This is a genomic window from Monashia sp. HAY1-11D (genome assembly GCF_056868035.1).
In genome coordinates this window covers 734017-760061 of the sequence record NZ_CP200320.1, presented here as the reverse complement: position 1 = coordinate 760061, position 26045 = coordinate 734017, and the positions used below count along the sequence as shown (strand labels likewise).

The 26045-nt window shown below is 70.2% G+C and carries 22 protein-coding genes and 2 pseudogenes; 10 read left to right on the top strand and 14 right to left on the bottom strand.

The window, feature by feature from the left end:
* Window positions 1–164: 164 nt before the first annotated feature.
* Window positions 165–1130: pseudogene (locus AC1VM9_RS03445) on the bottom strand (ferritin-like domain-containing protein); the annotation flags it as partial.
* A gap of 844 nt (window positions 1131–1974) precedes the next feature.
* Between AC1VM9_RS03445 and AC1VM9_RS03440 the strand changes: the two are divergent.
* Window positions 1975–2958, top strand: coding sequence for a cyclase family protein (locus AC1VM9_RS03440; protein WP_483121179.1), 984 nt, complete (start codon window positions 1975–1977; stop codon window positions 2956–2958).
* Window positions 2959–3023: 65 nt separating this feature from the next.
* Here the strand turns inward: AC1VM9_RS03440 and arfA are convergent, their stop codons facing one another.
* The 4 genes from arfA to AC1VM9_RS03420 form a co-directional block, all read right to left on the bottom strand.
* Window positions 3024–4556 carry an arabinosylfuranosidase ArfA gene (gene arfA / locus AC1VM9_RS03435; RefSeq protein ID WP_481343838.1) on the bottom strand — a complete coding sequence of 511 codons (1533 nt, stop codon included), beginning with the start codon at window positions 4554–4556 and terminating at the stop codon, window positions 3024–3026.
* A gap of 67 nt (window positions 4557–4623) precedes the next feature.
* On the bottom strand, window positions 4624–5541 hold the full coding sequence (locus AC1VM9_RS03430) for a carbohydrate ABC transporter permease (RefSeq protein WP_481343839.1): 918 nt from the start codon (window positions 5539–5541) through the stop codon (window positions 4624–4626).
* Window positions 5538–6503 (bottom strand): carbohydrate ABC transporter permease, encoded by a 966-nt coding sequence (locus AC1VM9_RS03425; protein ID WP_481343840.1) that lies wholly within the window; start codon window positions 6501–6503, stop codon window positions 5538–5540. Before AC1VM9_RS03425 ends, AC1VM9_RS03430 begins: the two co-directional genes overlap by 4 nt.
* Window positions 6504–6585: 82 nt before the next feature.
* Window positions 6586–7941 (bottom strand): ABC transporter substrate-binding protein, encoded by a 1356-nt coding sequence (locus tag AC1VM9_RS03420; RefSeq protein WP_483121176.1) that lies wholly within the window; start codon window positions 7939–7941, stop codon window positions 6586–6588.
* Window positions 7942–8222: 281 nt separating this feature from the next.
* Between AC1VM9_RS03420 and AC1VM9_RS03415 the strand changes: the two genes are divergently transcribed.
* Window positions 8223–9248: a LacI family DNA-binding transcriptional regulator gene (locus AC1VM9_RS03415; protein WP_481341134.1), complete on the top strand. Its 1026-nt coding sequence runs from the start codon at window positions 8223–8225 to the stop codon at window positions 9246–9248.
* Here AC1VM9_RS03415 and AC1VM9_RS03410 read toward each other — a convergent pair.
* The gene (locus AC1VM9_RS03410; RefSeq protein WP_483121172.1) at window positions 9235–9819 is read right to left on the bottom strand and encodes a GNAT family N-acetyltransferase; all 585 of its coding nucleotides are present in this window, start codon (window positions 9817–9819) and stop codon (window positions 9235–9237) included. The two genes, AC1VM9_RS03415 and AC1VM9_RS03410, sit on opposite strands and share 14 nt — an antisense overlap.
* Before the next feature lie 33 nt (window positions 9820–9852).
* The gene (locus AC1VM9_RS03405) at window positions 9853–10275 is read right to left on the bottom strand and encodes a YdeI/OmpD-associated family protein (RefSeq protein WP_483121170.1); all 423 of its coding nucleotides are present in this window, start codon (window positions 10273–10275) and stop codon (window positions 9853–9855) included.
* Between the two features lie 228 nt (window positions 10276–10503).
* On the opposite strand from AC1VM9_RS03405, the gene AC1VM9_RS03400 reads away from it, so the two are divergent.
* Complete coding sequence (locus tag AC1VM9_RS03400; protein ID WP_481341137.1) at window positions 10504–10998, top strand: hypothetical protein; 495 nt, start codon at window positions 10504–10506, stop codon at window positions 10996–10998.
* A gap of 119 nt (window positions 10999–11117) precedes the next feature.
* Here AC1VM9_RS03400 and AC1VM9_RS03395 read toward each other — a convergent pair whose 3' ends face one another.
* Together AC1VM9_RS03395 and AC1VM9_RS03390 are read right to left on the bottom strand one after the other, a co-directional pair.
* Window positions 11118–11687 carry a dihydrofolate reductase family protein gene (locus AC1VM9_RS03395; protein ID WP_481341138.1) on the bottom strand — a complete coding sequence of 190 codons (570 nt, stop codon included), beginning with the start codon at window positions 11685–11687 and terminating at the stop codon, window positions 11118–11120.
* Between the two features lie 30 nt (window positions 11688–11717).
* Window positions 11718–12389, bottom strand: coding sequence for a GntR family transcriptional regulator (locus tag AC1VM9_RS03390; protein WP_483121168.1), 672 nt, complete (start codon window positions 12387–12389; stop codon window positions 11718–11720).
* An 86-nt stretch (window positions 12390–12475) separates the two neighbouring features.
* On the opposite strand from AC1VM9_RS03390, the gene AC1VM9_RS03385 reads away from it, so the two are divergent.
* The 3 genes and pseudogenes from AC1VM9_RS03385 to AC1VM9_RS03375 all read left to right on the top strand — a co-directional run.
* Complete coding sequence (locus tag AC1VM9_RS03385; protein ID WP_483121166.1) at window positions 12476–13882, top strand: dicarboxylate/amino acid:cation symporter; 1407 nt, start codon at window positions 12476–12478, stop codon at window positions 13880–13882.
* Complete coding sequence (gene cuyB, locus AC1VM9_RS03380; RefSeq protein WP_481341141.1) at window positions 13875–14603, top strand: cysteate racemase; 729 nt, start codon at window positions 13875–13877, stop codon at window positions 14601–14603. Before AC1VM9_RS03385 ends, cuyB begins: the two co-directional genes overlap by 8 nt.
* Before the next feature lie 128 nt (window positions 14604–14731).
* Window positions 14732–15292: pseudogene (locus tag AC1VM9_RS03375) on the top strand (lyase family protein); the annotation flags it as partial.
* Window positions 15293–15426: 134 nt separating this feature from the next.
* Here the strand turns inward: AC1VM9_RS03375 and AC1VM9_RS03370 are convergent.
* The 3 genes from AC1VM9_RS03370 to AC1VM9_RS03360 all read right to left on the bottom strand — a co-directional run bounded on the left by AC1VM9_RS03370 (window position 15427) and on the right by AC1VM9_RS03360 (window position 19149).
* Window positions 15427–16770, bottom strand: coding sequence for an ABC1 kinase family protein (locus AC1VM9_RS03370; protein WP_483121164.1), 1344 nt, complete (start codon window positions 16768–16770; stop codon window positions 15427–15429).
* Window positions 16771–16843: 73 nt separating this feature from the next.
* Window positions 16844–17539 (bottom strand): response regulator, encoded by a 696-nt coding sequence (locus AC1VM9_RS03365; protein WP_481341143.1) that lies wholly within the window; start codon window positions 17537–17539, stop codon window positions 16844–16846.
* Complete coding sequence (locus tag AC1VM9_RS03360; RefSeq protein ID WP_483121162.1) at window positions 17536–19149, bottom strand: sensor histidine kinase; 1614 nt, start codon at window positions 19147–19149, stop codon at window positions 17536–17538. The genes AC1VM9_RS03365 and AC1VM9_RS03360 overlap by 4 nt, the downstream gene beginning before the upstream one ends.
* 81 nt (window positions 19150–19230) lie before the next feature.
* On the opposite strand from AC1VM9_RS03360, the gene AC1VM9_RS03355 reads away from it, so the two are divergent.
* Both AC1VM9_RS03355 and AC1VM9_RS03350 read left to right on the top strand, forming a co-directional pair.
* Window positions 19231–21192, top strand: coding sequence for an APC family permease (locus AC1VM9_RS03355; RefSeq protein ID WP_483121160.1), 1962 nt, complete (start codon window positions 19231–19233; stop codon window positions 21190–21192).
* Entirely contained in the window at window positions 21189–21353 is a 165-nt protein-coding gene (locus AC1VM9_RS03350) for a hypothetical protein (protein WP_483121159.1), read from the top strand. Before AC1VM9_RS03355 ends, AC1VM9_RS03350 begins: the two co-directional genes overlap by 4 nt.
* Here the strand turns inward: AC1VM9_RS03350 and AC1VM9_RS03345 are convergent.
* Entirely contained in the window at window positions 21340–22266 is a 927-nt protein-coding gene (locus AC1VM9_RS03345; protein WP_483121157.1) for a LysR family transcriptional regulator, read from the bottom strand. The genes AC1VM9_RS03350 and AC1VM9_RS03345 overlap by 14 nt on opposite strands.
* Before the next feature lie 246 nt (window positions 22267–22512).
* Between AC1VM9_RS03345 and AC1VM9_RS03340 the strand changes: the two genes are divergently transcribed.
* Both AC1VM9_RS03340 and hglS read left to right on the top strand, forming a co-directional pair.
* Window positions 22513–23682, top strand: coding sequence for a Glu/Leu/Phe/Val family dehydrogenase (locus AC1VM9_RS03340; RefSeq protein ID WP_483121155.1), 1170 nt, complete (start codon window positions 22513–22515; stop codon window positions 23680–23682).
* Window positions 23683–23687: 5 nt separating this feature from the next.
* Window positions 23688–25112 (top strand): 2-oxoadipate dioxygenase/decarboxylase, encoded by a 1425-nt coding sequence (gene hglS, locus AC1VM9_RS03335; RefSeq protein ID WP_483121153.1) that lies wholly within the window; start codon window positions 23688–23690, stop codon window positions 25110–25112.
* Here the strand turns inward: hglS and AC1VM9_RS03330 are convergent.
* Entirely contained in the window at window positions 25105–26040 is a 936-nt protein-coding gene (locus tag AC1VM9_RS03330; RefSeq protein ID WP_483121151.1) for a LysR family transcriptional regulator, read from the bottom strand. The genes hglS and AC1VM9_RS03330 overlap by 8 nt on opposite strands.
* Window positions 26041–26045: the final 5 nt, after the last annotated feature.

The following is a 26045-nucleotide window of genomic DNA, read 5'->3' as shown; positions in this document are numbered from 1 at the left end:
CGCACACATCATGAGCGCGCAAGGCGGATCCACCCGTCGTCTCGTCATCCAGATGACGGGGCGTCCGTCCGGCGCCGACACTCCGGGGAGCCAGTCATGCCAAAGCAGCCCGACCCCTCGGCCTCGAGATCCACATCGAGACCACCCGTGGACGGTCGCGGCCGTCAGCCGCGATCTGCGGGCGCGACGTACTCGAAGGTCAGACCGGCGGTGGACTGCTCGTCCTCGGTCGGAAGCTGCATGAGCGCCAAGGCCTGCGCCTTGAGTCCGTACATCTCGCCGACAGCCGCACCGAGCAGCGCCGGGCTGCCGTTGAAGGCCCGCTCGAGGTGGCCGAGGAGTGCGCAGTAGGAGACGTTGAAACGCTCTTGCGCGACGCGCACCTCGCTGCCCGGCTCGTGGTCGGCCGTTCGCGGGTTCGGTCGCATCGGCCACACGCCGTCCCAGTCCACGGTCACCGGCTCACCGCTCGGCCCGGACGACGGCGTGTCGCCGCGCTGGAAACGCCGGCCCAGCTTGAGCTCGAGCACCCGAAAGTAGTGCCCGACCTCGTCCCTGTCGGGGTGGAACATGTCGTGGTCCCCGTCCCACACATCGCGGTGATCGGCGCCTTCGCCCTGCTCGACGATCTCGCCGAGCGCCAGGAGTGCTGAGTCGAGTCCGTCGACCGCGATGATGCGGCCCGCCCCGCCGTAGGGAGCTGTCGGCGTCGCCTGCCGAGCCGGGTCGCCGCTGAACACGGCTCCCTCGCCGAGCTCCGCGCACAGGTCGACCAGACCCGCGCGGATCGCCGCGTAGAACTGGCCGATCGTCTCGTAGCCCTCGCTCTCGGGCGCCGCCTCTCGCACCGAGGGCCGCTCGATCCGCAGCAGCAGCTCGATCGCCTGTGGGCCGAACGGGAGGAGCTCCACGTCGAAGGACCGGTCGGCGTGCGGCAGTGTCGTGGGGTAGGCGGGCAGGAGCCGGGGGGAGTCGAGGACCGGACGGCCGCCCACCGCGTTGAGCAGGTTGGCGGCGAGGGTGAGGTGCAGCATCTCCTCGATGACGATGCTCTCGACGACCTCGGCGGCGGCCTTGTTGCGCTGCGGATCCAGCGAGTAGAGGGCGCACAGGTAGGGCGGCAGCGTGGCGTGCTCGAGCTTCGATCGCCCACTGCAGGTGCTCGCGCAGGCTCTCGATGCTGTCGATCCGAGCCGGCGACAGGGGGGCGCGGGATGTCATCTGGTTCATGTTCTCTCCGACCGACCACGAGCCACGAACGTGACGAGTCACCGGCCTCCGACACCCCCGGTCATACGTGGCGACGACGCACGAACCACGAGCAACCATGAACGATCCTCAACGACCCACGCGGACCGAAGAGCGTGGTTGGACTGTCCTCGTGACCGTTGGTCTGCCCAGCTCCGCCGCGCCCAAAGCGAATCGGCCCTGAGTCGGTCGACGGTTGATGGTGTCGCGATCGGTGCGCCACAGCGGCAGACATGGCAGGTGCTTTTGCTGTCAAACGGCGGGGTGCCGGTCTTCAGACGGCCGCGCAGGATGCGGATCCACCGGTTCGCGAGCTGTCGTGGCGCAGCGTGGTGGCTCATGCCGCGGGTGCGGACTCTGCTGGTAGTAGGCCTTGGCGCCGGGTGAGCCTCGCGTCGAAGAGATCGCCCACTGCTGCGCGGCGTCGGCGAGGTGTGTTGCGCGCGTGCCGCGACAGGACGACCTTCTTCCTGCCGGCGGCTTCAGTGATCCGGTCAGGTTGCGCGACCAGCGATAACCCGTCAGCTGCCGCCGAACGACAGCGCCGTCCATGACAGCGACATGAACGTGAGCAGCAGGAGAGCGCCATCAGGAACAGCCAGACCAGCGCGACTCCCGCGGAGACGAGCACCCGGGTCCGCAGTCTCATCGGGACAACCGCGCTCCGCGTCGGGCAAGGTGTCGAGCCAAGAGCCGCTGCCACTGATCACGGCAAGGAGACGAATGATGACGAAGGACCACGTCGATGCTGGGATGACCGCAGAACCGCCGCCGCCCACCCAGGAGGACGTGCTCGGGTACTTCGACAGCCTGTCGAACTGGGGACGGTGGGGCGAGGACGACGAGCTCGGCACGCTGAACCACATCAGCGACGAGGTCCGGCTGGCGGCGGCGCGGGCCGCGCGTCACGGCAGGAGCGTGTCGTGCGGATGGGAGGTGGCCGTCCCGGAAGAGATGGAGCGGTCGACGACGACGTGCCCGTGCTTCGCGGACCTGCCGGGTGCTGAGACGATGTCGCTGCCCGGGTTCCGCAACGACCGGCGCTGGGGCTATTCGAACGAACGGCTCGGCATCCTCTTCCACGGCAACACGATCACCCACCTCGACTCGCCCTGCCACATCTTCTGGGACGGCCTGATGTACAACGGACGACCGCACTCGCTGGTCGACGCCGCGACGGGATCGGCGTGGGCCGCCGTCACGGCCGCCGCGAACGGGATCGTCACGCGGGGTGTCCTGCTGGACATCGCGAAGGTCCGCGAGGTGCCGTGGCTGGAACCGGGTGAGGGAGTGTTTCCGGACGATCTCGAGAGGGCCGAGCGTCGCCAGGGTGTGCGCGTGCGACCCGGCGATGCGGTCCTCCTGCGAACCGGTTACGGCCGCCTCCGGCACGAGGCGGGAGCATCGGGCGGCGTCACGCAGCCTGGCTGGCACGCGTCCTGCCTGCCGTGGCTGCACGACCGGCAGGTCGCGCTGATCGGTGCCGACACCCCTCAGGACGTCCAGCCGTCGGGGTACGACGACCTGGCGATGCCCGTTCACACCGTGGGCCTCGTCGCGATGGGTCTGTGGCTGCTGGACAACTGCGACCTGGAGGACTGCGCGACGACCGCTGCCGAGCTCGGTCAGTGGGACTTCCAGCTCGCCGTCGCTCCGGTCCGCTTCGCCGGTACCTCCGGCAGCCCGGTCAACCCCATCGCGACCTTCTGACCGCGCCACTGTCACCCGGCCTACCCCGGTGGGCCTCGCGCCTGCTACGTGAACGCTGAGGCAGCTCAGCCCTCCCGAGACGTGGGCGTAGCCGGTGCCAGACGGATGGCGGACCAGGACACCGGGGGCAGGGTCGCGGTCAGGGTCGAGCCGGCGACGAGGGCGGCCGTGGTCAACGCCTCCGGGCGGACTCGCTCGGGGTCGTCGGCCGTGTTCCTGGCGTACGGGTCGTCCCCGCCGACGGTCCAGGCCTCGACCACCTCGAGGGCACCGAGACCGGCGAGAGCGACGGTGAGGTCCAGCGACCCGTTGACGTCGCGGTTCACCGCGAAGATCGTGACCTCCCCGGTCTGCGTGTCATGGGTCGCCACCGCGTCGAGGACGGGCACCGCGCCGAAGCGCTGGGTCTCGTACGTGGGGCCCTGGGGCTCGACGCGCAGCACCGTGCCCTGCGCGAGCCGGGAGGTGAGCGCGAACGGGTGGAAGATCGTCTGGCGCCAGGCCCGGCCCCCGGGTTCGGTCATGATCGGGGCGATGACGTTGACGAGCTGGGCCTGGCAGGCCGCGGTGACGCGGTCGCTGTGGCGCAGCAGCGAGATCAGCAGGTTGCCGACGACGACGGCATCCGCGGCGTTGTAGTGGTCCTCGATGACGGGCTGCGCCACCTCCCACGAGGTCGGCTTCTCGGCGTTCTCGAACCGGCTGAGGTACCACACGTTCCACTCGTCGAACGAGATGTTGATGCGCTTGCGGCTCTTGAGCCGGGCTCCGACGCTGTCGGCGGTGGCGACGACGCTGTCGACGAAGTGGTCCATGTCGACGGCGGACGCGAGGAAGCTGCCGAGGTCGCCGTCGTGCTCCTCGTAGTAGGCGTGCGCCGAGATCGCGTCCACCTGGTCGTAGGCCAGCTCGAGCACCGTGGCCTCCCACGAGCCGAACGTCGGCATGCCGGAGCTGGAGCTGCCGCAGGCCACGAGCTCGAGGCCGGCCTCGGCCGAGCGCAGGGCACGGGCGACCTCCGCGGCGAGGCGGCCGTACTCGTGCGCGGTCTTGTGGCCGGTCTGCCACGGGCCGTCCATCTCGTTGCCGAGGCAGAACATCCGGATGCCGTGCGGTTCCTTGGCGCCGTTGCTACGGCGCAGCTCCGCGAAGTGGGTGCCCTCGGGCTGGTTGAGGTACTCGTGCACGTCGAGGGCCTCCTGGACGCCGCGGGTGCCGAGGTTGAGGGCGTACATGATCTCGACGCCGGCCTTGTCCGCCCAGCGGGCGAACTCGTCGATGCCGACCTCGTTGGTCTCGAGGCCGTGCCAGGCGAGGTCGCGTCGCACCGGTCGCTGGGCCACGGGACCGATGCCGTCCTCCCAGCGGTAGCCCGAGACGAAGTTGCCGCCGGGGTACCGCACGATGCTGACGCCCAGCTCGCGCGTCAGGGCGAGGACGTCCTCGCGGAACCCGTCGGCATCGGCGGTGGGGTGGTCCGGCTCGTAGATGCCGGTGTACACGCACCGGCCCATGTGCTCGACGAACGACCCGAAGGTGCGTCGGTTGACGGGGGCGATCGTGAAGCTCGGGTCGAGGCGGAAGGAGGCGGAGGTCATCGGAGTCCTTGGAAGGTGTGGGGAGTGCGGGTGTGGAGTCGACACCCGGCGAGCATGGGACTGCGGGCTACTTGAGCGCGCCGCTGCTGACGCCGCTGCGCCAGAACCGCTGCAGGAAGACGAAGGCGACCACGAGCGGGATGATGGCAAGGAGCGCGCCGGTGGTGACGAGGTTGAAGAGCACGCGGGTCCCCGCCTCCTGCTGCGCCGTGTTGAACCAGGTCGTGAGCCCGACGGTCAGCGGGTAGAGCTTCGCGTCACTGAGCATCACGAGCGGCAGGAAGTAGTTGTTCCACGTCGCGACGAGGGTGATGAGGAAGACGGTGACGATCGCCGGCCGCATCATCGGCAGGACGACCTGCCAGAAGATGCGGAACTCGCCGGCGCGGTCGATCCGGGCTGCGTCGAGCAGCTCCTGCGGCACGCTCTCGGCGACGAAGACCCGGATGAGGTAGGTGCCGAAGGGGCTCAGCAGCGAGGGCAGGATGACGGCCCAGATGGTGTTCACCAGCTCGAGCCGCGACAGCAGGAGGTACGTCGGCAGCACGAGGGCGGTGGCCGGGACCATGACCATCCCGAGCAGCCCCGACTCGATCAGTCGCTTGCCGGGGAAGCTGAACCGTGCCAGCCCGTAGCCGGCCAGGGCGCACAGGGACGTCGCCCCCAGCGCGCTCGCCCCCGAGTAGAGCGCGGTGTTGACGAGCCAGCGCCCGTAGACGCCGCCGTCCTCGGTGAACAGCTGGCGGAGGTTGGCGACGAGGTCGAACCCGTGGCCGAACCACAGTGCGGGCGTGGAGAGCAGGTCGGGTTGGCTCTTGGTGGCGGCGAAGAGGATCCAGATGAGCGGGATCGTGAAGTAGACGATCCCCAGTGTCATGAGGCTGTGCGCCAGGCGGGTCCTCGGTTCGCCGAAGCGGCCGCCCCGCGGGCGCGTGGCCGTGTGCGGCGCTCGCCGGCCGGCCTCGATCCGTGTGGTCAGCGTCATGCGCGTGCTGCCCTTCTGCGAGAGACGAAGACGAAGAGGTACGACAGGACGAAGACGCTCAGCCCGAGGGTGAACGAGATCGCCGCGGAGTAGCTGAAGGCGGAGAACCGGAACGCCTGGCTGTAGGCGTAGAGGTTCGGCGTGTAGCCGGCGTCGATGTCCGGGGCGAAGCGCGCGAGGATCGCCGGTTCGTTGAAGAACTGCATCGTGCCGATGACGGTGAAGATGGCGGCGAGGGAGAGCGCCGGCTTGATCGCCGGGACCTTGACCCGCAGCGCGATCTGCACCGGTGAGGCGCCGTCGATGACCGCGGCCTCGTACATCTCCCGGGGCACGCCCTGCAGGGCGGAGTAGAGGACGATCATGTTGTAGCCGGTCCAGGCCCAGGTGACGACGTTGCCGAGGGAGACGAGCAGCAGGGAGCCGCCGAAGAAGTTGACCGGCGCGTCCCCCCAGAGTCCCGAGATCCCGGCGAACGGCCCGAAGGTCTTGCTGTAGAGGAAGCCCCACATGAGGGCGCCGATCACGGCCGGGACGGCATACGGCATGAAGGCGACGAGCCGGAAGACCTTGGCGACCCGGCTGTTGATGGCATCCAGCGCCAGAGCGCCGGCGAGGGCGATCCCGAGCATGATCGGGATCTGGATGACACCGAAGACGATGACGCGGCGCAGCCCGGTGAGGAACTGCGGGTCCGTGAACGCCTGCTTGTACTGCTCCAGCCCGCTGAAGTGGGGGCCGAGGACGAGGCTCTCGCTGTGGAGGCTCAGCCAGAACGCGTAGCCGAGGGGGAGGGCGAGGAAGAGCAGGACGATGAGGAGGAACGGTAGGACGAACAGTGCGCCGGCGACCGCCTGACGCGCCTGGTGGGAAAGGCCTTGGCGGGCGGCCCGCGTCGTCGGTGGGACGACGGTCGCCGGAGAAGCGGTGACGGGGCGGTCGGCCGGAAGGAGCTGGCTCATGGGGACCTCCGGGTCCGGTGGGGGCCGGGTCGGCAGGTGGCGGAGGTGGACCACCTGCCGACCCGGCGGCGAGTGGGACGGGCTACTCGCTGACCTTGAAGCCCTGCTGCTGGGCGTAGGCGACGACCTTCTTCTGGGTGTCGTCGAGGACCGTGCTCCACGGGCGCTTGCCGTCCAGGGCCTCGGCGCTCAGGTCGTTCATCGTCGCGAACACGTAGTCCTGGAACGGGGTGTACTGGAACTCGCCGAGGCTGTTGGAGACCGGGACGAAGATCTGGTTCACCTTCTGGCCGCCGAAGAAGTCGTACGCCTTGTCGGTGAACGACGTGTTGGCGGCGACGTCCTTGACCAGCGGATAGAGGAAGGCCTTGTTGAGGCCGATGTCCCACGCGGCCTTGGAGGACCCGAACAGCTCGCGGGCGACGATCGTGGCCTCCTTCGGGTGCTGGCTCTGGGTGGTGACCGTGAAGGTGGAGCCGCCCCAGTCTCCCTGGTCGTTGGCGCCTTCGGTCCACTGCGGCATCGGGGCGACGGCCCACTTGCCGGAGGTCTTCTTCAGCGACCCGGCGAGGTAGCCGGGGGTCCAGCCCGCGGCCGCCCAGGTCCAGTACTTGCCGTTGTCCAGCGCCGCGGTGGCGTCGGCGGTGAAGAACGGGTCCTTGGCCATGAGCCCCTTGTCGACGAGGTTGCCGTAGAAGTCGACGACCTTCTTGCACTCGGGTGACGTCAGGCGGATGCCGACCGCGTCCTTGGCCTGTGCCTGGGAGTAGCTGTACGGCTTGCAGCCGGCCTGCCACATGAGCCCGTTGAGCCAGCCACCGTCCTTGCCGAAGCTGGCGATGTACGCCTTCGGGTCGGCGGCCTTGATCTTCTCGGCTGCGGCCGCGTAGTCGTCCCACGTCTTCGGGACGGCGATCTTGTACTTGTCGAAGAGGTCCTTGCGGTACATGAGGGCCATCGGGCCACCGTCGACGGGGATGGCGTAGACCTTGTTGCCGTCGGTCGACTGCTTCCACGCCCAGTCGGCATAGAGCGACTTGTCGTCGTTGGCGCCGTACTGGCCCATGTCGACGAGCTTGTCGAGGATGACGAAGCTCGGGATCTCCTGGAACTCCACCATGGCGACGTCGGGGGCGCCGCTGCCGGCCTTGAAGGCGGTCTTGAGCTTGGCGTACTGGTCGGGCCCGGTGCCCACGTTGCTCCAGTCGACCTGGATGTCCTTGTGCGAGGCGTTGAAGGCGTCGACGACGCCCTTGAACTCGGGGTACCAGGCCCACACCTTGATGTGCACAGGGCCCGCGGCGCTCCCGCCCTGGCCCGTGCCGCCGTCGGCGGCGGACGAGCCACCGGCGCAGCTGGCAAGGAGGGTGGCGACGGTCAGGGCGCCGGCAACGATGCTCCCGGCGCGGGTGAGCGGGGTGAAGCGACGGTGCTTCATCGGGTTCTCCATCTTGGGAAATCAGCACCCACGTGTGTGAGCGTTAACATGCCTACCCGAAGAAAGAGGGTGCTGCGTCCGGTCGGACGCGCACCCACGGTTCGTCGGGTGGGCGTAGGGCAGGGTCCGGGCCAGTGGACCGTCGGCCGTGTGCACCATTTTGCGGCGCTGCAAAAGGAGTATGCCGGGAGCTTTGCAGCGTGGCAATAGGTGTGGTCAGATTGGTCTCGCCGCCCAGCCCGGGCGCATCGACGTGCCTCTTCCCGAGACAGGAGCACCCCGTGCCGGACGCGACCCTGCGTGACGTTGCCCTGCTCGCCGGCGTGTCGCCGCGGACCGTGTCCAACGTGGTGGGCGGGTACGCCCAGGTGACACCGGCGACGCGGGCCAAGGTGGAGGAGGCCATCAGGGCGCTCGACTACCGGCCGAACCTGCTTGCCAGGAACCTGGCCAACGGCCGGTCCGGCCAGATCGCCGTCGTCGTCCCCTACCTGGACACGCCCTACTTCTCCGAGCTGCTGCAGGCGATCATCCCCCGCGCACGAGAGCGCGGCTTCAACGTGCTCATCGACCAGACGGACGGCGACCCGGAGCACGAGGCCGAGCTCATCAAGCGCCGCGCTCGGGGGTTCGCCTACGACGGCATGATCTTCAGCCCGCTGGGTCTGTCCCAGGCTGAGCTCGCGGTCCGGGATCCGGACCTGCCCCTCATCGTGCTCGGCGAGCGTGAGTCGGACGGCCACTTCGACCACGTCGGCATCGACGACGTCGCGGCGTCGCGGGACGCCGTCGCGCACCTCATCGACCTCGGGCATCGGCGCATCGCCGCCATCGGCGACCAGCCCTACCGCACCGGAGAGGCCGCTCAACGGCGCACGCGCGGCTACCGCCTGGCCCACGAGGAGGCCGGGCTGCCGGTGGACCACACCCTCGTCATCTCCACGCCGCGGTTCAACAGGTCCGACGGTGCGACCGCGATGGCCGCGCTGCTCGAGCGCGAGGACCGACCGACGGCCGTCTTCGCCTACAGCGACCTCGTTGCCCTCGGCGCCGTGCGAACGGTGCTCCAGCGTGGCCTGCGCGTGCCCGAGGACGTCGCGATCATCGGCTACGACGACATCGAGGACGGCCGTTACTCCACGCCCACCATCAGCACCATCGCGCCCGACAAGGCGCGCATCGCGGCCGAAGCCGTCGATCGGCTGCTCCACCGCATCGAGGCGCGCACACCGGTGCCGGGCGAGGACGTCCACGCCGGCCACACGCTGATCGCCCGGGAGAGCACGCTCGGCGTCACCTCCGGCTGACGGTGCGCGGTGCCGCACACGTGGCTGGCTGCCACTCGCGTCTGATCAGCCCGAAGACCCATGAGTCCGAGACGTCGCCGTTGACGACGCAGTCTTCCCGCAGCGTCCCCTCACGCACGAACCCGAGCTTCTCGAGCACCCGGGCAGACGCCACATTGCGAGTGTCGGTCTCGGCCTGGACGCGGTTCAGGTCCAGCGTCTCGAACGCCCACCGCAGCACCACACCGGCGGCCTCCGTCGCGTAGCCGTGGCCCCACGCTGGAGCATCGAAGCAGTAGCCCAGCGACGCGCTCCGGTAGTCCGGGTTCCACCGGTCCAGCGTGCACCAGCCGATGAACGCCCCGTCGGCGACGCGATCCACGGCCAGCCGCGTGCCGGTGCCCTCCTCTGCCATCTGTCGGCAACGCGCGATGAACCGCTCCGCGCGCTCGCGTTCGCTCCACGGCGCAGAGTCCCAGTAGCGCAACACGTGGGCATTGCTCTGCAGGGCGAAGATGTCGTCGGCATCCGTGTCGTCGAAGGGACGCAGTCGGAGTCGAGCGGTGTGCAGCGTCGGGGTGGCCAGCGCCATTCGCGTCACGTCCCTCTCGAGTCGGGTGTTCTGTCACACCCGACATCCTGTGCTGCCGACGCGCAAGGGGTTTTCTCGACGGCCGGCAGCACGGACACGGCGAGACGCGGACGCGTCGGACGAGCGGTCGAGCGCCTTGCGCCCCGGTGGTGTCATCCGGCCTTCCGCCTCGAGGCGGTCGGCGATGGTGAGGTTGCGTTGGGACGTCGTTCCTCGCGTGCGCCGGGGCGTGAACTTCTGGACGTACGAGGTGCGGTCGTGGGCGCGGCATGTGCTCTCGCTCCATCCGTACGCGATGCCGGCCTCCAACAGGTCGTGGAAGCTGATCGACGGATGCAGGCTGTTGGTCTTTTGCAGCCGGACCCAGACGCCAGGGTGAGTGTCGTGGTGCTGCGCCAACCATGACCACAGCTCGTCCGCCGCTGCAAAGGCAATGATCTCGAGGTCGTCGGCCACGTCGAGGACGCTAGCCGCCAGCACCGACAGCTGCCCGACAGCGGCGCCCACGGGCGAGTCTGCACTGCAGGGATAATGGAGGGCAAAGCGCGACGGGCGTGGCGTATCGAGGCCGGTGACATGGCACGGGAATCTGTGGTGACAGCCTGTTGCTTGGCCGTGGCGGTCCTCGCAGCGGGGTGTTCCGAGCACGCCCCGACCGCCGGTCCTGGTGCGCCGGGCGCATCGGTGACCACCACGGCGTCGTCGGGCTTCGGCACCAGACACGTGTCGCTCGGCTGCGCGGACTCGCTCGGCGTGCAGCCCGGGGACGCGGTCGACGCGATCCCGTTCGAAGGGTTGACGAGGATGTCTGCGAGGGAAGAGCCGCCGCGGGCGCGCGACGTGGGATTGCGTCTCCCGTCCGGGATGAACTGGTTCTTTCGCAAGAACCCCTTGGTGATGCGCCAGGGCGCCGCCGACTTCACGTTGACGGCCTCGGGCCCCTCACAGGCGTTCGCATGGGTGCCGGCCGGAGCCTGGACGACAGGAGACATCGACCTGAGCCGTTGGTCGGCCTCCTCGGTGACCCTGCACAGCTGCCCGGACCGCGCCGCCCAGTTCTTGGGCGGCATCCTGGCCGGTGACCTTCACACGTGCCTGCGGATGACGATGCGGCAGGCCGGCGAGCCCGACCGAACGGTTCGTCAACACCTGGATGGATCGCCCTGTAGCGCCGGGTGAAGCTCGTCGCCGCAGGGCCCCGCCGCTCCCTGCTCGTCCGGTGGTTGCGCGCCCTTGCCTGTCCGCGCTGATCCCGGTGGATGCGTGCACTGGCCGCCAACGCGCCAGGGCAGGTCCCCTCACGCCGTTCTTCGCGTGGGCCGGTATCGCAAGCCGATGGTCCCCGACCGGAACGCATGGCGATCCACGAGCTCGAGCCGGATGCGTTCGCGCAGACCGGCGAGCAACGTCGGGCCGTGTCCGGCAAGGACCGGTTGCACGAGGAACACGTACTCGTCGATCAGTCCCAGGTCCGCCAACGCCAGGGGCAGCGTCACGCCACCCACGAACAGGCCCTCGCCGGGCTCCTGCTTGAGCCGCTGCACCGCTTGCCCCACGTCGCCTCGCACCAGCTCGGCGTTCCAGTCGACCTCGCGCAGCGTGCTCGACACGACGTACTTCTTCGTCGTGTCGATGGCCTCGGCGAACGGGACCTGCGACTCATCCATCCAGTCGGGCCACGGGCCCGTAGTCGGCCGCCGCCACGCGGACTCCATCATCTCGTAGGTCACCCGGCCGAAGAGCAGGGCATCGGCTCGTTCCATCTCGGCGGTCCAGTAGCGCATCGACTCCTCGTCGGGGGGCAGTCCTGCCTCGTGATGGCAGCAGCCGTCGAGCGTGACGTTGATCGAGTATCGAAGCGGTCTCATCTCGTGGCTCTCCCTTGGTCCGCGCGCGAGCTAGGAGGCGAACGCCTCGGCTTCGAAGAGCTGGCCGATGATCCCTCCGAGGAGACGCCAGTGCTCCGCGGACAGGCGTGCGGCCTCCTCCGCTTCGCCTGCGGCGCAGTGCGCAAGGAGCCGCTCGTGGTGGTCGATGGTGTTCTGGCCGCCGAGCAGCGTGGAGAACTTGCGGTAGAGGATGCGGTGCACCACGGGGTGCGTCTGGTCCGTGAGCCGTCGCAGGACCGGGTTGTTCGCGGCGTCCTGGATGACGCCATGGAACTCGTCATCGGCCTGCAGCGCGGCCATGACGTCCTCACTCTGGGCAGCCTGGATGAAACGGTCCTGAGCCTGACGCATCGCGGCCAGCTGCTCGGTGGTCAACCGAGGAACGGCGGTCGAGACGGCGAGCTCGTCGAGCTGCCGCAGGACGGCCAAGGTGTCCTCCACCTCGGCACGGTCCAGCCTGCTGATGCGGGTGTGCACTCCCGGCCTCGCCTCGATGAGACCGGCGTTGGCCAGACGCATGAGGGCCTCGCGAACGGGGGTGCGGCTCAACCCCAACCGGGCCGACAGGTCCGCGTCGCGAACGCGCTCACCCGGGGCCAGCTCGCCCGTGATGATCGCCGTCCGGATGCGCTCGAAGGCGACGTCGGACAGGCGCTGACGCTCTACAGGCTCATCCAACATATTGCATACCGTACACGCCCTTGACGCCGATGGCCGGAACCTGCACGCTGAGCAACGCACACCGTATCCGATATATTGGAGCCATCATGCCGAAGGGCATCACCGTCGCTGCTGCCGACACGCCGTCACGCACGCACGACGTCAGGACGGACGCCAGAGAGCCATCACACCGGCCCAAGCGCCGCGTCAAGCTGCCCCCGATCGGGGTCCTGTCGCTGATCGCGGTGGCAGTCGGGGCCGGCATCGGGCTGCTGGCCCCAGCCGTCGGGGAGCAGCTCAAGCTGTTCGGCGACCTGTTCCTCAACGGCGTCAAGATGGTCGTCGTCCCGTTGGTCTTCCCGCTCATCGTGCTCGGTATCGCTCGCATGGAGTCGGCCAAGAAGATCGGGCGGATGGCCGGCAAGGCGATCCTCTACTTCGAGGTCGTCACCACGGTCATCTTGTTCCTGGCGGTCTTCCTGGCCAAGGGCTTCGACCTCGGCCTGGGCGCCACGATCAGGGGAGCCGACCCCGGCTCGGTCGCCGGGCTCGCGCACGGGGTGGACTTCCACGAGCTGATCCTGCACATCGTGCCGGCCAACCTGCTCGGCGCGATGGTCGACGGGAACCTGCTCGGCGTCATCTTCTTCGCGGTGCTGCTCGGCATCGCCGTCTCCGCCGTCGGTGAGCCGGCCAAGCCCTTGGTGACCGTGTTGGACGCCGTCGCCACGGCGATGTTCCGCGTCGTCGGCTACGTCATCCGGTTCGCGCCCCTGGGGGTGCTCGGCTTCATCGCCTACGACGTGGCCAAGTACGGCGTCGGCAACCTCGGCAGCCTCTTCGCGTTCGTCGGCGTCGTCTACCTCGGCCTGGTCCTCGTCCTCGGGGTCGTCTTCCCGATCATCGCCCGCATCTACCGGATCCCCTACCTGACGATGCTACGCACCATCGCCGATCTCGTCGGTCTCGCCTTCGTCACCCGCAGCAGCGAGGCCGTGCTCGCACCGTTGCTCGGCCGCCTCGAGTCCCTCGGCGTCGGCCGGGAGACCTCCTCGTTCGTCGTGCCGCTGGGCTACTCCTTCAACACCGACGGATCCGTGCTCTACCAGGCGATCGCCCTGGTCTTCCTCGCCAACGCCTACGGCACGGGCACCTCGATCCCGCACCTGCTGGTGATGGTCGCCATCCTCGTCATCATGTCCAAGGGCATGGCCGGGGTCGCCTCGGCCTCCATCGTCGTGCTGATCGGCGCGGCCGGAACCATCGGCATCCCCGCCGAAGGCATCGCCATCCTGCTGGGTGTGGACTTCCTGGTCGACATGGCTCGTACTGCCGTCAACGTCATCGGCAACACGCTGGCCGCCTGTGTCATCGACAGCTCGGAGAAGCGGCGCCCCGCACGTCCCACCGCCGCGGAACTCCAGCCGGAGGACGCGGCCGCGGGTCGAGAGCCGGCCGCAGTGGCAGGGACACCTACCCCGCTCCAGCCCGACCAGCAGCAGGGCCATGACTGAGGTCATCGGCATCCTGGGTGGCATGGGGCCGGCCGCCACCGCCGACTTCTACACGAAGCTGGTGCAGATGACCGTCGCGAACCGGGACCAGGACCACCCCCGCGTCGTCATCTGGGCCGACCCCACCGTCCCGGACCGGACGGAGGCGCTGCTGGGCCGCGGCCCAGACCCAACCGAAGCCCTCATCGCGGGCGCCCGCGCACTCGCCGCCAGCGGCGCGACGCTGCTGGCAGTCCCCTGTAACACCGCTCACGCCTTCGCGCCCGCGGCCGCCGCGGCGGCGGGGCTGCCCCTGGTCCACATGGTCGACGAGGTCGCCGACCACCTGCGCCGTGCCCACCCGCGCGTCAGCGCCGTGGGCCTGCTCGCGACGACGGGGACCATCACGGCCGGGCTCTACCAGCACGCTCTGCGCCAGGCCGGGATCACCACGATCGTCCCGGACCCTCAGGTCCAGGACCACGAGGTCATGGGCGCCATCCGCGACATCAAGGCCGGGGCCCGGCCGGCCGAGGCTGCGGCGTCGTTCGAACGCGCCGCCGACACTCTCGTAGACAGAGGCGCGCAGGCACTCCTCGCCGGATGCACCGAAGTCCCCCTGGCGCTCGATGGCACCGGCTGCCCGGCGCCACTGGTCGATCCGGCCCTGGTGCTAGCCGCCGCGGTTCTCCGCCGCTGCGGCAACGGCATGCGGGCCTGGGGTCGTGACCCGGCCGCGTGAGCATGCACCGCCCGACGCTCGCTCGGCCCCAGCAGCACATCGGCTGACGACGGCCGGGCCGCGAAGATGCCCGCGACCGTCCCCGCTCCACGGCCACGCCACCCAGACAGACCAGCGAAGGAACCGCCATGACACCGGCACCGGCACACACGCAGAACAGCGCCCCACCACGGCACGAGGCGGCTGCTGCCCCTGACCAGCCGGCCGGCCCAAGCGTCGGCACCCGCACCGAACACGACCTCCTCGGCAGCCGGGAGGTGCCCCAGGACGCCTACTGGGGCGTGCACACCCTGCGCGCCGTGGAGAACTTCCCCGTCACCGGAACGGTTGTCGGGGACTACCCCGACCTCGTCCGCGCGCTGGCCTGCGTCAAGCAAGCAGCGGCGCAGGCCAACCGCGACCTCGGCACGCTGGAGGCGACGAAAGCCGACGCGATCGTCCACGCATGCGAACAGCTGGGAGCGGGCCGGTACGCCGACCCGTTCGTCGTGGACATGATCCAAGGCGGGGCCGGCACCTCCACCAACATGAACGCCAACGAGGTGATCGCCAACCTGGCCCTGGAGCATCTCGGCCACGTCAAGGGCAGCTACCAGCTCGTGCACCCCAACGAGGACGTCAACCAGAGCCAGTCCACCAACGACGTCTATCCGACCGCGCTGAAGCTCGCCACCATCTTCGCGTTCAGACGCCCGGAGGTCGGTGCCTGCCCGTTGGTGCTCGGTGACAACGCCCCTGCGCAAAGTCCCGGATCGAACGCGCCTCGTCGCGCCGGCGGGCAGGCGACGAGCGCTCAGGTGACGGCGCTGTCAGACGGCCACGGCTAGGTGGCGCCGCTCCCCGGAGCCTCTGCCGCGGATGGCCCACCGAGTCCAGGCAGCCACCTGGCCGCCTCGTCGCGCAGTGGTATCCGTGCGCCGAGCAGGCACAGGACCCCGGTGGTTCCGGCCATGACGCGCTGCACGAGCAGGTTCCGTACCGGGACGTGCAGCTTGCGCTGTGCGCGGGAGGCGGTCGAGCTGGGGTCGGACATCCGGGCCGTCTGGCCCCGCAGCCATGGGCGGTCGAAGCGGAACGCCTTGTGCCGCAAGGGCTCGAGCAGTGGATCGACCAGCTCGAGCAGGGCCTCCGGCGTGACCTCCGCGCTGCGGACCAACCCGGTGCGCGTTGCGACGTCGAACAGCTCCGCCTCGTCACGGTCCCGTCCCGCACGCACGAGCGCAACCAGACGCGGTGACCAACCGTCAGGCATCGGCAGGCTCGAGCCGAAGTCGACCACGGCGAGCCGGCCGTCGTCGAGGAGCCGGAAGTTGCCGGGATGCGGGTCGCCGTGCAGCCGCCCCACGCGTGGGGGGCTCGAGAGCATCATCCGAGCCAGGAGCAGCCCGACGCGGTCGCGCTGCTGCTCGGAGCCGCGGCGGGCGATCTGCGCCACCGGCGTGCCGTCGACCCACTCCGAGACCAGCACCCCGTCGGCCACCTCGACCACTTGGGGGACGCAGAAGTCCGGGTCGTCACGCAGGACCCGCGCGAACTCGCTCTGCGCCGCAGCCTCCTGCCGGTAGTCGACTTCCGCCATCACCCGAGCACGAAGCTCGGCGAACAGCCCCCGGGCATCCAGGCCCGGCGCGACGGCGCGCAACACCGGGCCGAGGCGGTCCAGCTGCCGCAGGTCAGCCGCTAGGGCCTGCCCGGCGCGTGGGTACTGCACCTTGACCGCAACCGGGCGTCCGTCAGCCCAGACGGCGCGGTGCACCTGTCCGATGCTCGCGGCAGCAGCCGGCTCGTCCTCGAACTCGACGAACCGCCGGCGCCAGCCCCTGCCGAACGACTCGGTGAGCACGTCGTGAACCATGCTGGTCGGCATCGCCGGGGCGGCCTCCTGCAGGCGGGTCAGCGCCTCGCCGTAGGCGCCGGCCAGCCGGTCGGGCAACGCGGCCTCCATCGCCGACATCCACTGCGCGCCCTTCATCGCGCCGCCCTTGAGCTCGCCGAGGACCGCGAACAGCTGCTCGGCGGTTCGGGCCTGCACCTCGGCGGCGATCACCTCGGCCGGCAGACCCCCCACACGCCGGGCCAGCCCCAGGGCCCGGCGGCCGACGTAGGCCGTCGGGACCAAGGACAACCGTGCGCCGCGAACCAGGGCCCGCGTCGGCAGGTCACGCATACCTGCATCCTGTCACCCGCCGTCGGCCAGTCTTCCCTCCTCGTCCCGGGCCGCTCTGACTGGGCCACGAGGCCTAGGGGCGGAAGCGGTAACCCATCCCGGGTTCGGTCAGCAGGTGCCGGGGGCGCGATGGCTCGGGTTCGAGCTTGCGTCGTAGCTGGGTCATGTAGAGGCGCAAGTTGGCCGACTGCGTCGCGTAGGCCGGCCCCCAGACCTGGGTCAGCAGGAGACGTTGTGACATGAGCTTGCCCGGGGCGCGGACCAGTGCTTCGAGCAGGTTCCACTCCGTCGGAGTCAGGTGCACGTCCTGCACGGTGCCGTCGGCTCGGTGCCGGGTCACGAGCTTGTCGGCCAGGTCGACCGTGATGTCGGCGAACTCGACGCAGGGTGGGTCGGCCCCGTCGGCCGGTCCGACCCGACGGACGACAGCCCGGATGCGCGCGAGCAGCTCGTCCATGCCGAACGGCTTGGTGACGTAGTCGTCGGCTCCGGCGTCCAGGGCCGACACCTTGTCGGGGCCGCTGCCGCGACCCGACAGGACGATGATCGGGACGTCGCTCCAGCCCCGCAGACCATGGATCACCTCGATGCCGTCCAGGTCCGGCAGCCCGAGGTCGAGCACGACGAGGTCAGGGTCCACCGTCGCCGCCATCTGCAGCGCAACCGCGCCCCCGGTGGCCACGTGCACCTCGTGGTCTCGCGCTCGCAGGTTGATCCGCAACGCGCGGGCCAGCTGCGCGTCGTCGTCGACGACGAGAATCCGCGTCATGGTCGGCCCTCGTCCGGCGGGGCGGTTCCGTCAGTGCCGTCAGTGCCGTCAGCGCCGTCAGCACCGTCAGCACCGTCAGCACCGTCGGCGTGGTCGGCGCGGGGCAGGGAAAGGACCATCGTGAGGCCCCCGCCCGGTGTCGGCTGCGGGGTGATCGTGCCGGCCATCGCCTCGATGAGGCCTCGGGACAGAGCCAGACCGATGCCCAGACCGGTCGTGTTGTCGGTGTCCCCAAGTCGTTGGAACGGTCGGAACATCCGCTCCTGCTCCTGCGCTTCCACGCCCGGGCCGTGGTCGATGACGAGCAGCTCCACGCGGTCACGATTGCGCTCGCCGTCGCGGTCGACGCCGTGGTCGGCGACCCGGCCGGTCACGACCGGCGGTGCGGCCTCGCTGCTGCCGTGGTGCAAGGCGTTCCCGAGAACGTTGACCAGCACCCGCATCAACAGGCCGGCGTCTGCGACGACCGGAGGAAGGGCGTCCGGGAGGTCGACGACGACGTCCGAGGCGTTCGTGCCGAGCTCATCGAGGGCCGGCGCCAGCAGCTCGTCGAGCCAGAGCGTCTGCCGTGACACGTTCAACACCCCCGCGCGCAGACGCGACAGGTCGAGCAGGTCCGAGACGAGGGACCCGAGGCGGGCCAAGGACTCTTCGGCGGTCGCGAGAAGCTCTTCCCGTTCCGGCTCGGTCCACGTGACGTCGCTGCTGCGCAGACTGGTGACGGCGGCCGTGGCCGCGGCCAGCGGGGTCCGAAGGTCGTGACCGAGCGCGGCCAGCAAGGCGTCGCGAAGCTTCTCCGACGCCTCGAGCCTGGCGGCCTGGGCTGCGCTGCGGGCCAGGTCGTCACGCTCCAGCAGCGCCTGCACCTGCGCTGCGAACGCCTCGAGGATCGCGCGGTCGGAAGCACCCAGCGACCGTCCTGACAGGGTCAGCACCAGACCCTGGCCCGCCGGCATCTGGATGTCGGCCTCGGCGGGGGACTGCGGTGCGTCGGGACCTCGTGCCACGACGACGGCCCAGCCGGGCATCAAGTCCGAGCCCGTGTCGGACACCGCATCTGCGTGTCTGCGCAGCACGCTGGCAGAGGTCATCCCGAAGGCGCGACGCATGTGCTCCAAGAGGGTCGGCAACGCGTCCTCGCCTCGAAGGGTGGCCCGCGCGACGTCCGAGAGGGTCCGCGCCTCTGCGGCCGCCCGGGCCGCCGCAGACGCGGTCGAGGCGGCGCGATGCACCACGCCGCTGACCAGCAGCCCGACGACGAGAAACCCCACCACGGTCCAGATGTTGCGCGCTTCACCGATCTGGAAGGTGCGTACGGGCGGGATGAACCAGTAGTTCAGCAGGCTGGACCCGAGCAGCGCGCAGAGCACCGCCGACCACTGCCCGCCCACGAGAGCCGTCACGATGACGGCAATGAGCAGAGCCAGCGCGTCGCCGGCGACACCGACGACATCACCGGCCCGCACGAGCGTCGTGGTGAGCGCGACCGGCAGCAGGACCGCGAGCGCGATGCCGCTCAGGCGACGGGTGCGGGGCAGGGCGCCCACGGCCGCGGTGTCCGGGAGCGCACTCAGCGACCCGTCGACATCGGCCGACACGTTCTGCGCCACGCCGACATCCTTGCGCACTCCATGCACGCAGGCCGCATTCCCTTGCACAACCTATGCGCGAGCGCTCCTACCGTCGGGCACGTGCTGAGACAGCTGAACACCGCCAAGCGGATCCTCGTCGGGCGACCGATGCGCAACGACCATCTCGAAGGGACCCTCCTTCAGAAGCGGATCGCGCTGCCGGTCTTCGCCTCCGACCCCCTGTCGTCCGTCGCGTACGCCACCGAGGCGATCCTCAAGGTCCTGACACTCGGTGGGCTCGCCTACCTCTCCTTCACTCCGTGGATAGGGGCAGCCGTGGTCGTGCTCCTCACCGTGGTCGTCGTGTCCTATCGACAGGTCGTCCGCGCCTACCCCAACGGCGGCGGATCCTACGAGGTGGTGCGCGACAACCTCGGCAGCGGCCCCGCCATGGTCGTGGCCGCCTCGCTCATGGTCGACTACGTCATGACGGTGGCGGTCTCGGTGGCCGCCGGCATCGACAACATCATCTCCGCCATTCCCGCCCTGCACGGTCAGCGGGTGACCATCGCCGTCGGGGTCATCGCCGCGCTGACGATCATGAACCTGCGCGGAACCCGCGAGTCCGGACGGGCCTTCGCCGTACCGACGTACGTGTTCGTCGCCTCGATCCTGTCCGTCGTCGGGGTCGGGCTGACCCGCGCGCTGCTCGGCAGTACCCCGGTTGCGGAGAGCGCTGGCTACACCGTGCATCCCGCGCAGTCGGGTCTGACCGGACTGGCGCTGCTGTTCCTCGCCCTCAAGGCGTTCTCGTCCGGGTGCACGGCCTTGACGGGCGTGGAGGCGATCAGCAACGGAGTGCCGGCCTTCCGCCCACCCAAGTCGCGCAACGCCGCCCGGACCCTGCTGGTCATGGGTGTCCTGGCGGTCACCATGTTCACCGGCATCACCGTGCTGTCGATCGTCGCCCGCGTCCACGTCGCCGAAGACGCGTGCGACCTGGTCGGCTTCCACGGGAACTGCCAGACCGACCCCCAGCAGACCGTGATCGCCCAGCTGGCGGCAGCGGTGTTCGGCCGGGGCAGCCTCATGTTCTACGTCGTCCAGGCCGCCACCGCCTTGGTGCTCCTCCTCGCCGCGAACACCGCGTACAACGGCTTCCCGATGCTCACCTCGCTGCTGGCCCGGCACCGGCTCATGCCGACCCAGCTTCGCACCCGGGGCGACCGGCTCGCCTACAGCAACGGCATCGTTGCCCTTGCCCTCGTGGCCGGGCTGCTCATCGTGGCGTATCGCGCCGACGTCGACCAGCTGCTGCACCTCTACATCCTCGGAGTCTTCACCTCCTTCACCCTCAGCCAGATCGGCATGGTGCGTCACTGGAACCGCGAGCTGGAGCGGGTCGTCGCGCCCGGGGTACGACGCCGCATCAACACGTCCCGCGCCCTGAACGCGTTCGGGGCCACGTGCACCGGGCTCGTGCTCGTCATCGTGCTCGTCACCAAGTTCAGCGGTGGGGCGTATCTCGTCGTCATCACCGTCCCCCTGCTGTGCCTGCTCATGCGAGGCGTCAACCGCCACTACACCCGCGTCGCCGGCGAGCTCGCGCCCCGACGCGACGCACGGTTGCTGCCCAGCAGGGTGCACGCCCTCGTGCTCGTGTCGCACTTCAACGAGCCGGCACTCCGAGCGGTCGCCTACGCCCGGGCGACGCGACCCTCGACCTTGAGCGCAGTCACCGTGTGCATCGACCCGGAAGAGTCCCAGGCGATCGAACGCGAATGGGCCGACGCCGAGCTGCCGGTCGAGCTCACCCTGCTCGAGTCGCCCTTCCGCGACATCACCACGCCCATCGTCGACCACATTCTGCGGCTGCGGTCGGACAACCCCCGAGACCTCGTCGTCGTCTTCATACCGGAGTACGTCGTGGACCGCTGGTGGGAGGGTCTGCTGCACAACCAAAGCGCCCTGCGCCTCAAGCTCCGCCTGCTCACCGTTCCGGGGGTCGTGGTCACCAGCGTCCCGTACCACTCGGAACCCGACGTCCGACGGACGCCGATCCACTCGAGGGTCACCGGGTGAGCCAGGTGGCGGGGGCCGTCGGGCCCACGATGCGGCGGGTCCCGCGGGACGACCTCGACCTGGCCGTCAGCGACATCACCTGCTCCCGGCGACGCCGGTGGGTTCGGCGCGTGATCCGCGGCGTCCACCTCGCCTCACCGGAAGGCCTCAACGGCACATGACGCCCAGGGCCGACGCGGCGAGGTCCCGGCTCGCCTGCCCCAGTGCCCCCACCATGGAGTCGACGAGAGGGGCCGGCGCCGCCGGCGACACCGCCAGGAGGACGTCCCGGTGCGTCGAGGCGGCGCTCACCCGGGCCACGGCCAGCTGCTCGTGCGGGTGATGCCCCAGCGCCGGGACGAGCGCGATGCCCAGGCCCGCCCGCACGAGCCCCTGGATGACGCCGTAGTCGTTGCTCCGGTACGAGACGGCCGGCTCGAACCCGTGGCCGCGGCAGAGCTGACGCAGCATCGTGGCGGCGGCCGTGCCGTTACGCGTCGAGACCCAGGTCTCCTCGGCGAGGCCGGCGACGTCGACGACGTCCGTGCCGGCCTGCGGATGGCCGGGTGGCAGGACCAGGAGCAGGTCCTCGGTGAGGAGGCGGCGGATCCTCACGCCACGTGGCCACCGCCGAGGGACCAGTGCGTACCGGTAGACGAGCGCGACGTCGAGCTCTCGTGCCAGCAGCAGCGGCATCAGCTCGTCGGGTTCGCCCTCGTCGAGCTCGACCTGGACGCGGTCGTTGCCGCGTCGGAACGCGGAGAGCGCGGCCGGGAGGAGGTGCTCACCTGCGGACGGGAAGCTGCCGAGCCGGAGGCGTCCGATGACACCCCCGAGCAGCAGGTGGATGTCGTCCTCGAGCGAGCGGAGCGACCCCAGCGCGGCGCCGCACCTCGCGACGATGAACTGGGCCACGGGCGTGGGCCGGATGCTGCGTGCGTCCCGCTCGAACAGCGAAACCTTGAGATGGCGCTCCAGCGTCGAGATCTGCTGGGACACCGCCGAGGGCGTGTATCCGAGCTGGCGCGCCGCATCGGCGAACGACCCGCACCGCACCACCGTCGTGAGGGTCCCCAGGTGCACCGGGTTGAGCATTACGAGTCCTTGTCCCGTCGCTTGATGAACGAGGCTGCCGGGGTGACGGATCGACGACCGGCTCGGCGGACATCGGCGTCCATCGCTGGAGACGATAGCCCTTCGGGCGGGAGAGGCACCCGAGAAGCCAGGGCCACGAGCACTAGCAATGCTTACCGCGACGTCAGAGCGTGGCGGTCTCCAGACCCTTCCGAAGGTGCCGGCGTGCACGGCAGGCTTCATGCGGAACGGACGAAGGAGGACGGTATGCAGCTCGACACCCTCCAGCTCATGGACGAGTGGGGGCCCGAGAAGGTCGTCTGCGTCTCCGACCGCAGGTCGGGGATGCGTGGAGTGCTCGTCATCGACAACACCGCGCGAGGCGTCGGCAAGGGTGGGACCCGGATGAGCCCGCACCTCAGCGTGTTCGAGGTGGCAAGGCTGGCCCGGACGATGACCTGGAAGTGGGCCGGGGTCGACCTCTTCCACGGGGGAGCCAAGGCCGGCATCCTCGGTGACCCGACCGCGCCGAACAAGGAGGAGGTCCTCAGGGCGTTCGCGCGAGCCCTGTCGAACGAGGTGCCGACGGAGTACGTCTTCGGCCTGGACATGGGCCTGACCGAGAAGGACGCCGCGATCATCGTCGACGAGCTCGGCGACCGTGGCGCTGCGGTCGGCCTCCCGCGCGCCTTGGGCGGCCTGCCCTACGACGAGCTCGGCGTCACCGGCTACGGGGTCGCCGAGGCGACGGACGCTGCGGCGGCAGCGATCTCGCTGCCCATCGCAGGAGCGACCGTCGCGATCCAGGGGTTCGGGGCCGTGGGTCAGGCTGCGGCCGAACGGCTCGTCGAGCTGGGCGCCGTCGTCGTGGCCGTGTCCACCGCCGAAGGGGCGATCCTCGACGCCGACGGCATCGACATCCCCAAGCTCGTCGAGCTGCGTCAGCACGTCGGGGACGGCTGCGTCGTCGAGTACGGCGGGTCCGTCGCCCCCGCGGCAGCGCTCACCTCGGAGGCACAGATCCTCATCCCTGCCGCCCGCGAGGACGTCATCGACGAGGACCTCGCCTCCTCGACGTCCGCACGTCTGGTCGTCGAAGGGGCCAACATGCCGACCACTGGGGCCGCCCTCGACGTGCTGCACGGAAGGGGGGTGACCGTCGTGCCGGACTTCATCGCCAACGCCGGGGGCATCGTCGCTGCGGCGCACTCGATGGACGCGAGGTACTCGCCGTTCACCGTCGACCCGGACGCGGTCTTCCCGATGGTCTCGGCGAAGATGCGGGAGAACACCGTCACGGTCGTCACCGAGGCCCGCAACCGGAAGCTGACCACGCACGCTGCGGCCCAGGACATCGCGCAGGAGCGGGTCCGGGCCGCCATGCAGCTGAGAGGCCGGCACGGCCGGCTCGGTCCCGGCGGAAGGCGAGCAGCATGAGCAGCATGAGCACGAAAGGCACGACCGTCAGCAGCACCGAGCTGCGCGCCCGCTTCGCGGCGCGCCTCTCGGCCCTCTACGGCAGCGAGGTGCCGGCGTACAACACCCTCGTCGAGGTGTCGCAGGAGGTGAACGAGCGGGTCATGTCCCGGCTCGGCCCGGACGCCGCGACGCTCGGCACCATGGAACGGGTCACCGCGGAGCGGCACGGAGCCATCCGGGTGGGCTCACCGCGCGAGCTCGAGCAGGTCTCGCGCGTCTTCGGCGCCCTCGGCATGTTCCCGTGCGGGTTCTACGACCTCCGCGACGCGGCGCCGGCCCCGATCCCCGTCGTCTCCACGGCCTTCCGCCCCCTCGACCGGGCGGAGCTCGCGGTGAACCCGTTCCGGGTCTTCACATCGGTGCTGGTGCCGGAGGACCGTCGCTTCTTCGACGCCGACCTCGAGCACCGGTTGACGAGCTTCCTCGAGGCCCGGGAGCTGTTCCCGCCCGAGCTGCTGACGCTGGCCGACCGCGCGATCGCCCACGGCGAGCTGTCGGCGGCCGACGCCGAGCGGTACCTGGACCTCGCGACGGCCTCGTTCGCGTTGTCCCCGGAACCCGTCGACCGGGCCTGGTACTCCGAGCTCGAACGGGTCTCGGCCGTGGCCGCCGACATCGGCGGTGTCACGACGACGCACATCAACCACCTGACACCCCGCGTCCTCGACATCGACGACCTCTACGCCTCGATGCAGGCACGCGGCGTCGAGATGATCGACGAGATCCAGGGACCGCCCCGCTGGGACGGGCCCGACGTGCTCCTGCGGCAGACGTCGTTCCGAGCGCTGTCCGAGCCGCGCACGTTCCGCCATCCCGACGGCAGCCTGACCCAGGGCGCGCTGCGGGTGCGGTTCGGAGAGGTCGAGGACCGCGGGATCGCGCTCACGCCCGCCGGCCGGGACCGCTTCGAGCAGCTGACGGCCGAGACCGACCGACGCCTCGCGGCGGGACCCGACCTGAGCCGCGCCGACGTCGCACCACAGGTCTGGGCCGAGGGGTTCCCGGGGACCGAACGCGAGCTGTGCACCCAGGGGCTGGGGTTCTTCACCGTCACCGTCGACGACGCGGTCGCGGCCGGCAACGCCGACCCCCAGCAGGCAGCTGCGCTCGAGGAGGCCACCGTCACGGGGCTGGTCGCGACCGGCGTCCTGCACCCGGTGCCGATCGTCTACGAGGACTTCCTGCCCCGGTCGGCCGCCGGCATCTTCGCGTCGAACCTGACCGACCACGGCGCGGTGGACGCCGCCGACGGTGGCGCCGACCGCGACCCGGCCTGGATGGCGCAGGTCATGGGCCGGGAGGTGATGGTTCCGGAGGAGATCTACGCCGCCGAGTCGGCGGCCTCCGTGCAGGACGTCGAGGCACTCCTGGGCCGCCGGCTCAGGTGAGACCGCGGGCTCCGACCATCTCGGCGACGATGGTCTGGGCCACCTCGATGAAGACCCGGACCGGCTCCCTGGGCGTCCCAGCGCCGCGCGTGATCAGCACGATCTGACGGCTCATGGGGTCGGCCATCTGCAGGGCGGCCAGCTGGAGGGACGGGTTGAGCCGCCGCATGAGGTCGGTCGTCACGGTCGCCCCCAGGCCTGCCGCCGCGAGCTGCAGGGAGGCACCCGTGTCGGTGACCTCGTGCACGACGCGAGGCTCGAGCCCCCGGCGTCGGAACCCGGCTCGCACCGCCCGCCCGAACTGGCTCGACTCGGGAGCCAGGATCCAGCTCAGCTCCGCCAGCTCCGTCACGGTCGCCACGCTGGCCGCGTCAGGGCCACGGCCGAAGGACCAGGCGGCCGGTGCCACGGCGACCGCGAAGGTCTCGGAGTGCAGCTCGACGACCGACAGCCCGGCATCGCGCCGCATCGGCGCATCGGCGTAGTCGAGCCCGAACGCGATGTCGACGTCCCCGTGGCGTACCGAGCCGGCCGCGTCGTCCACGTCGACCTCGCGGGACGACACGACGACCTCGGGGTACTCGGCCGCCATTCGCTCCACGACGGGAGCGAGCAGACCCACGGCCGTGCTTCCCCAGGTCCCGACGAGGAGGGGTCCGGCGGCGCCACCCTGCACAGACCTCGTGACGGTGACCGCCTCGGCCTCCAGGGCCAGGAGCCGTTCGGCGTACCCGGCCATGACACGGCCGGCATCGGTCAGCACGAGCTGCCGCCCCGAGCGCTGCACGAGCGGTGTGCCCAGGTTCTGCTCCAACGAGGAGAGGTGCTGCGACACGGCGCCCGCGGTGTACGCGAGGTGCTCGGCCGCCGCGGCGAGAGTTCCCCTGCGGACGAGCTCGCGCAGGGTGGCGAGCTGGGTGAGGTTCAACCTCG

Excerpts from the sequence above, each read along its gene's own strand:
- AC1VM9_RS03385 (WP_483121166.1), top strand. The coding sequence starts at position 12,476 with ATGCCGAAGGGCATCACCGTCGCTGCTGCCGACACGCCGTCACGCACG.
- AC1VM9_RS03340 (WP_483121155.1), top strand. The coding sequence starts at position 22,513 with ATGCAGCTCGACACCCTCCAGCTCATGGACGAGTGGGGGCCCGAGAAG.
- hglS (WP_483121153.1), top strand. The coding sequence starts at position 23,688 with ATGAGCACGAAAGGCACGACCGTCAGCAGCACCGAGCTGCGCGCCCGC.
- arfA (WP_481343838.1), bottom strand. The coding sequence starts at position 4,556 with ATGACCTCCGCCTCCTTCCGCCTCGACCCGAGCTTCACGATCGCCCCC.
- AC1VM9_RS03345 (WP_483121157.1), bottom strand. The coding sequence starts at position 22,266 with ATGCTCAACCCGGTGCACCTGGGGACCCTCACGACGGTGGTGCGGTGC.
- AC1VM9_RS03410 (WP_483121172.1), bottom strand. The coding sequence starts at position 9,819 with ATGGCGCTGGCCACCCCGACGCTGCACACCGCTCGACTCCGACTGCGT.
- cuyB (WP_481341141.1), top strand. The coding sequence starts at position 13,875 with ATGACTGAGGTCATCGGCATCCTGGGTGGCATGGGGCCGGCCGCCACC.
- AC1VM9_RS03370 (WP_483121164.1), bottom strand. The coding sequence starts at position 16,770 with ATGCGTGACCTGCCGACGCGGGCCCTGGTTCGCGGCGCACGGTTGTCC.
- AC1VM9_RS03430 (WP_481343839.1), bottom strand. The coding sequence starts at position 5,541 with ATGACGCTGACCACACGGATCGAGGCCGGCCGGCGAGCGCCGCACACG.
- AC1VM9_RS03390 (WP_483121168.1), bottom strand. The coding sequence starts at position 12,389 with ATGTTGGATGAGCCTGTAGAGCGTCAGCGCCTGTCCGACGTCGCCTTC.
- AC1VM9_RS03365 (WP_481341143.1), bottom strand. The coding sequence starts at position 17,539 with ATGACGCGGATTCTCGTCGTCGACGACGACGCGCAGCTGGCCCGCGCG.
- AC1VM9_RS03425 (WP_481343840.1), bottom strand. The coding sequence starts at position 6,503 with ATGAGCCAGCTCCTTCCGGCCGACCGCCCCGTCACCGCTTCTCCGGCG.
- AC1VM9_RS03420 (WP_483121176.1), bottom strand. The coding sequence starts at position 7,941 with ATGAAGCACCGTCGCTTCACCCCGCTCACCCGCGCCGGGAGCATCGTT.
- AC1VM9_RS03395 (WP_481341138.1), bottom strand. The coding sequence starts at position 11,687 with ATGAGACCGCTTCGATACTCGATCAACGTCACGCTCGACGGCTGCTGC.
- AC1VM9_RS03440 (WP_483121179.1), top strand. The coding sequence starts at position 1,975 with ATGACGAAGGACCACGTCGATGCTGGGATGACCGCAGAACCGCCGCCG.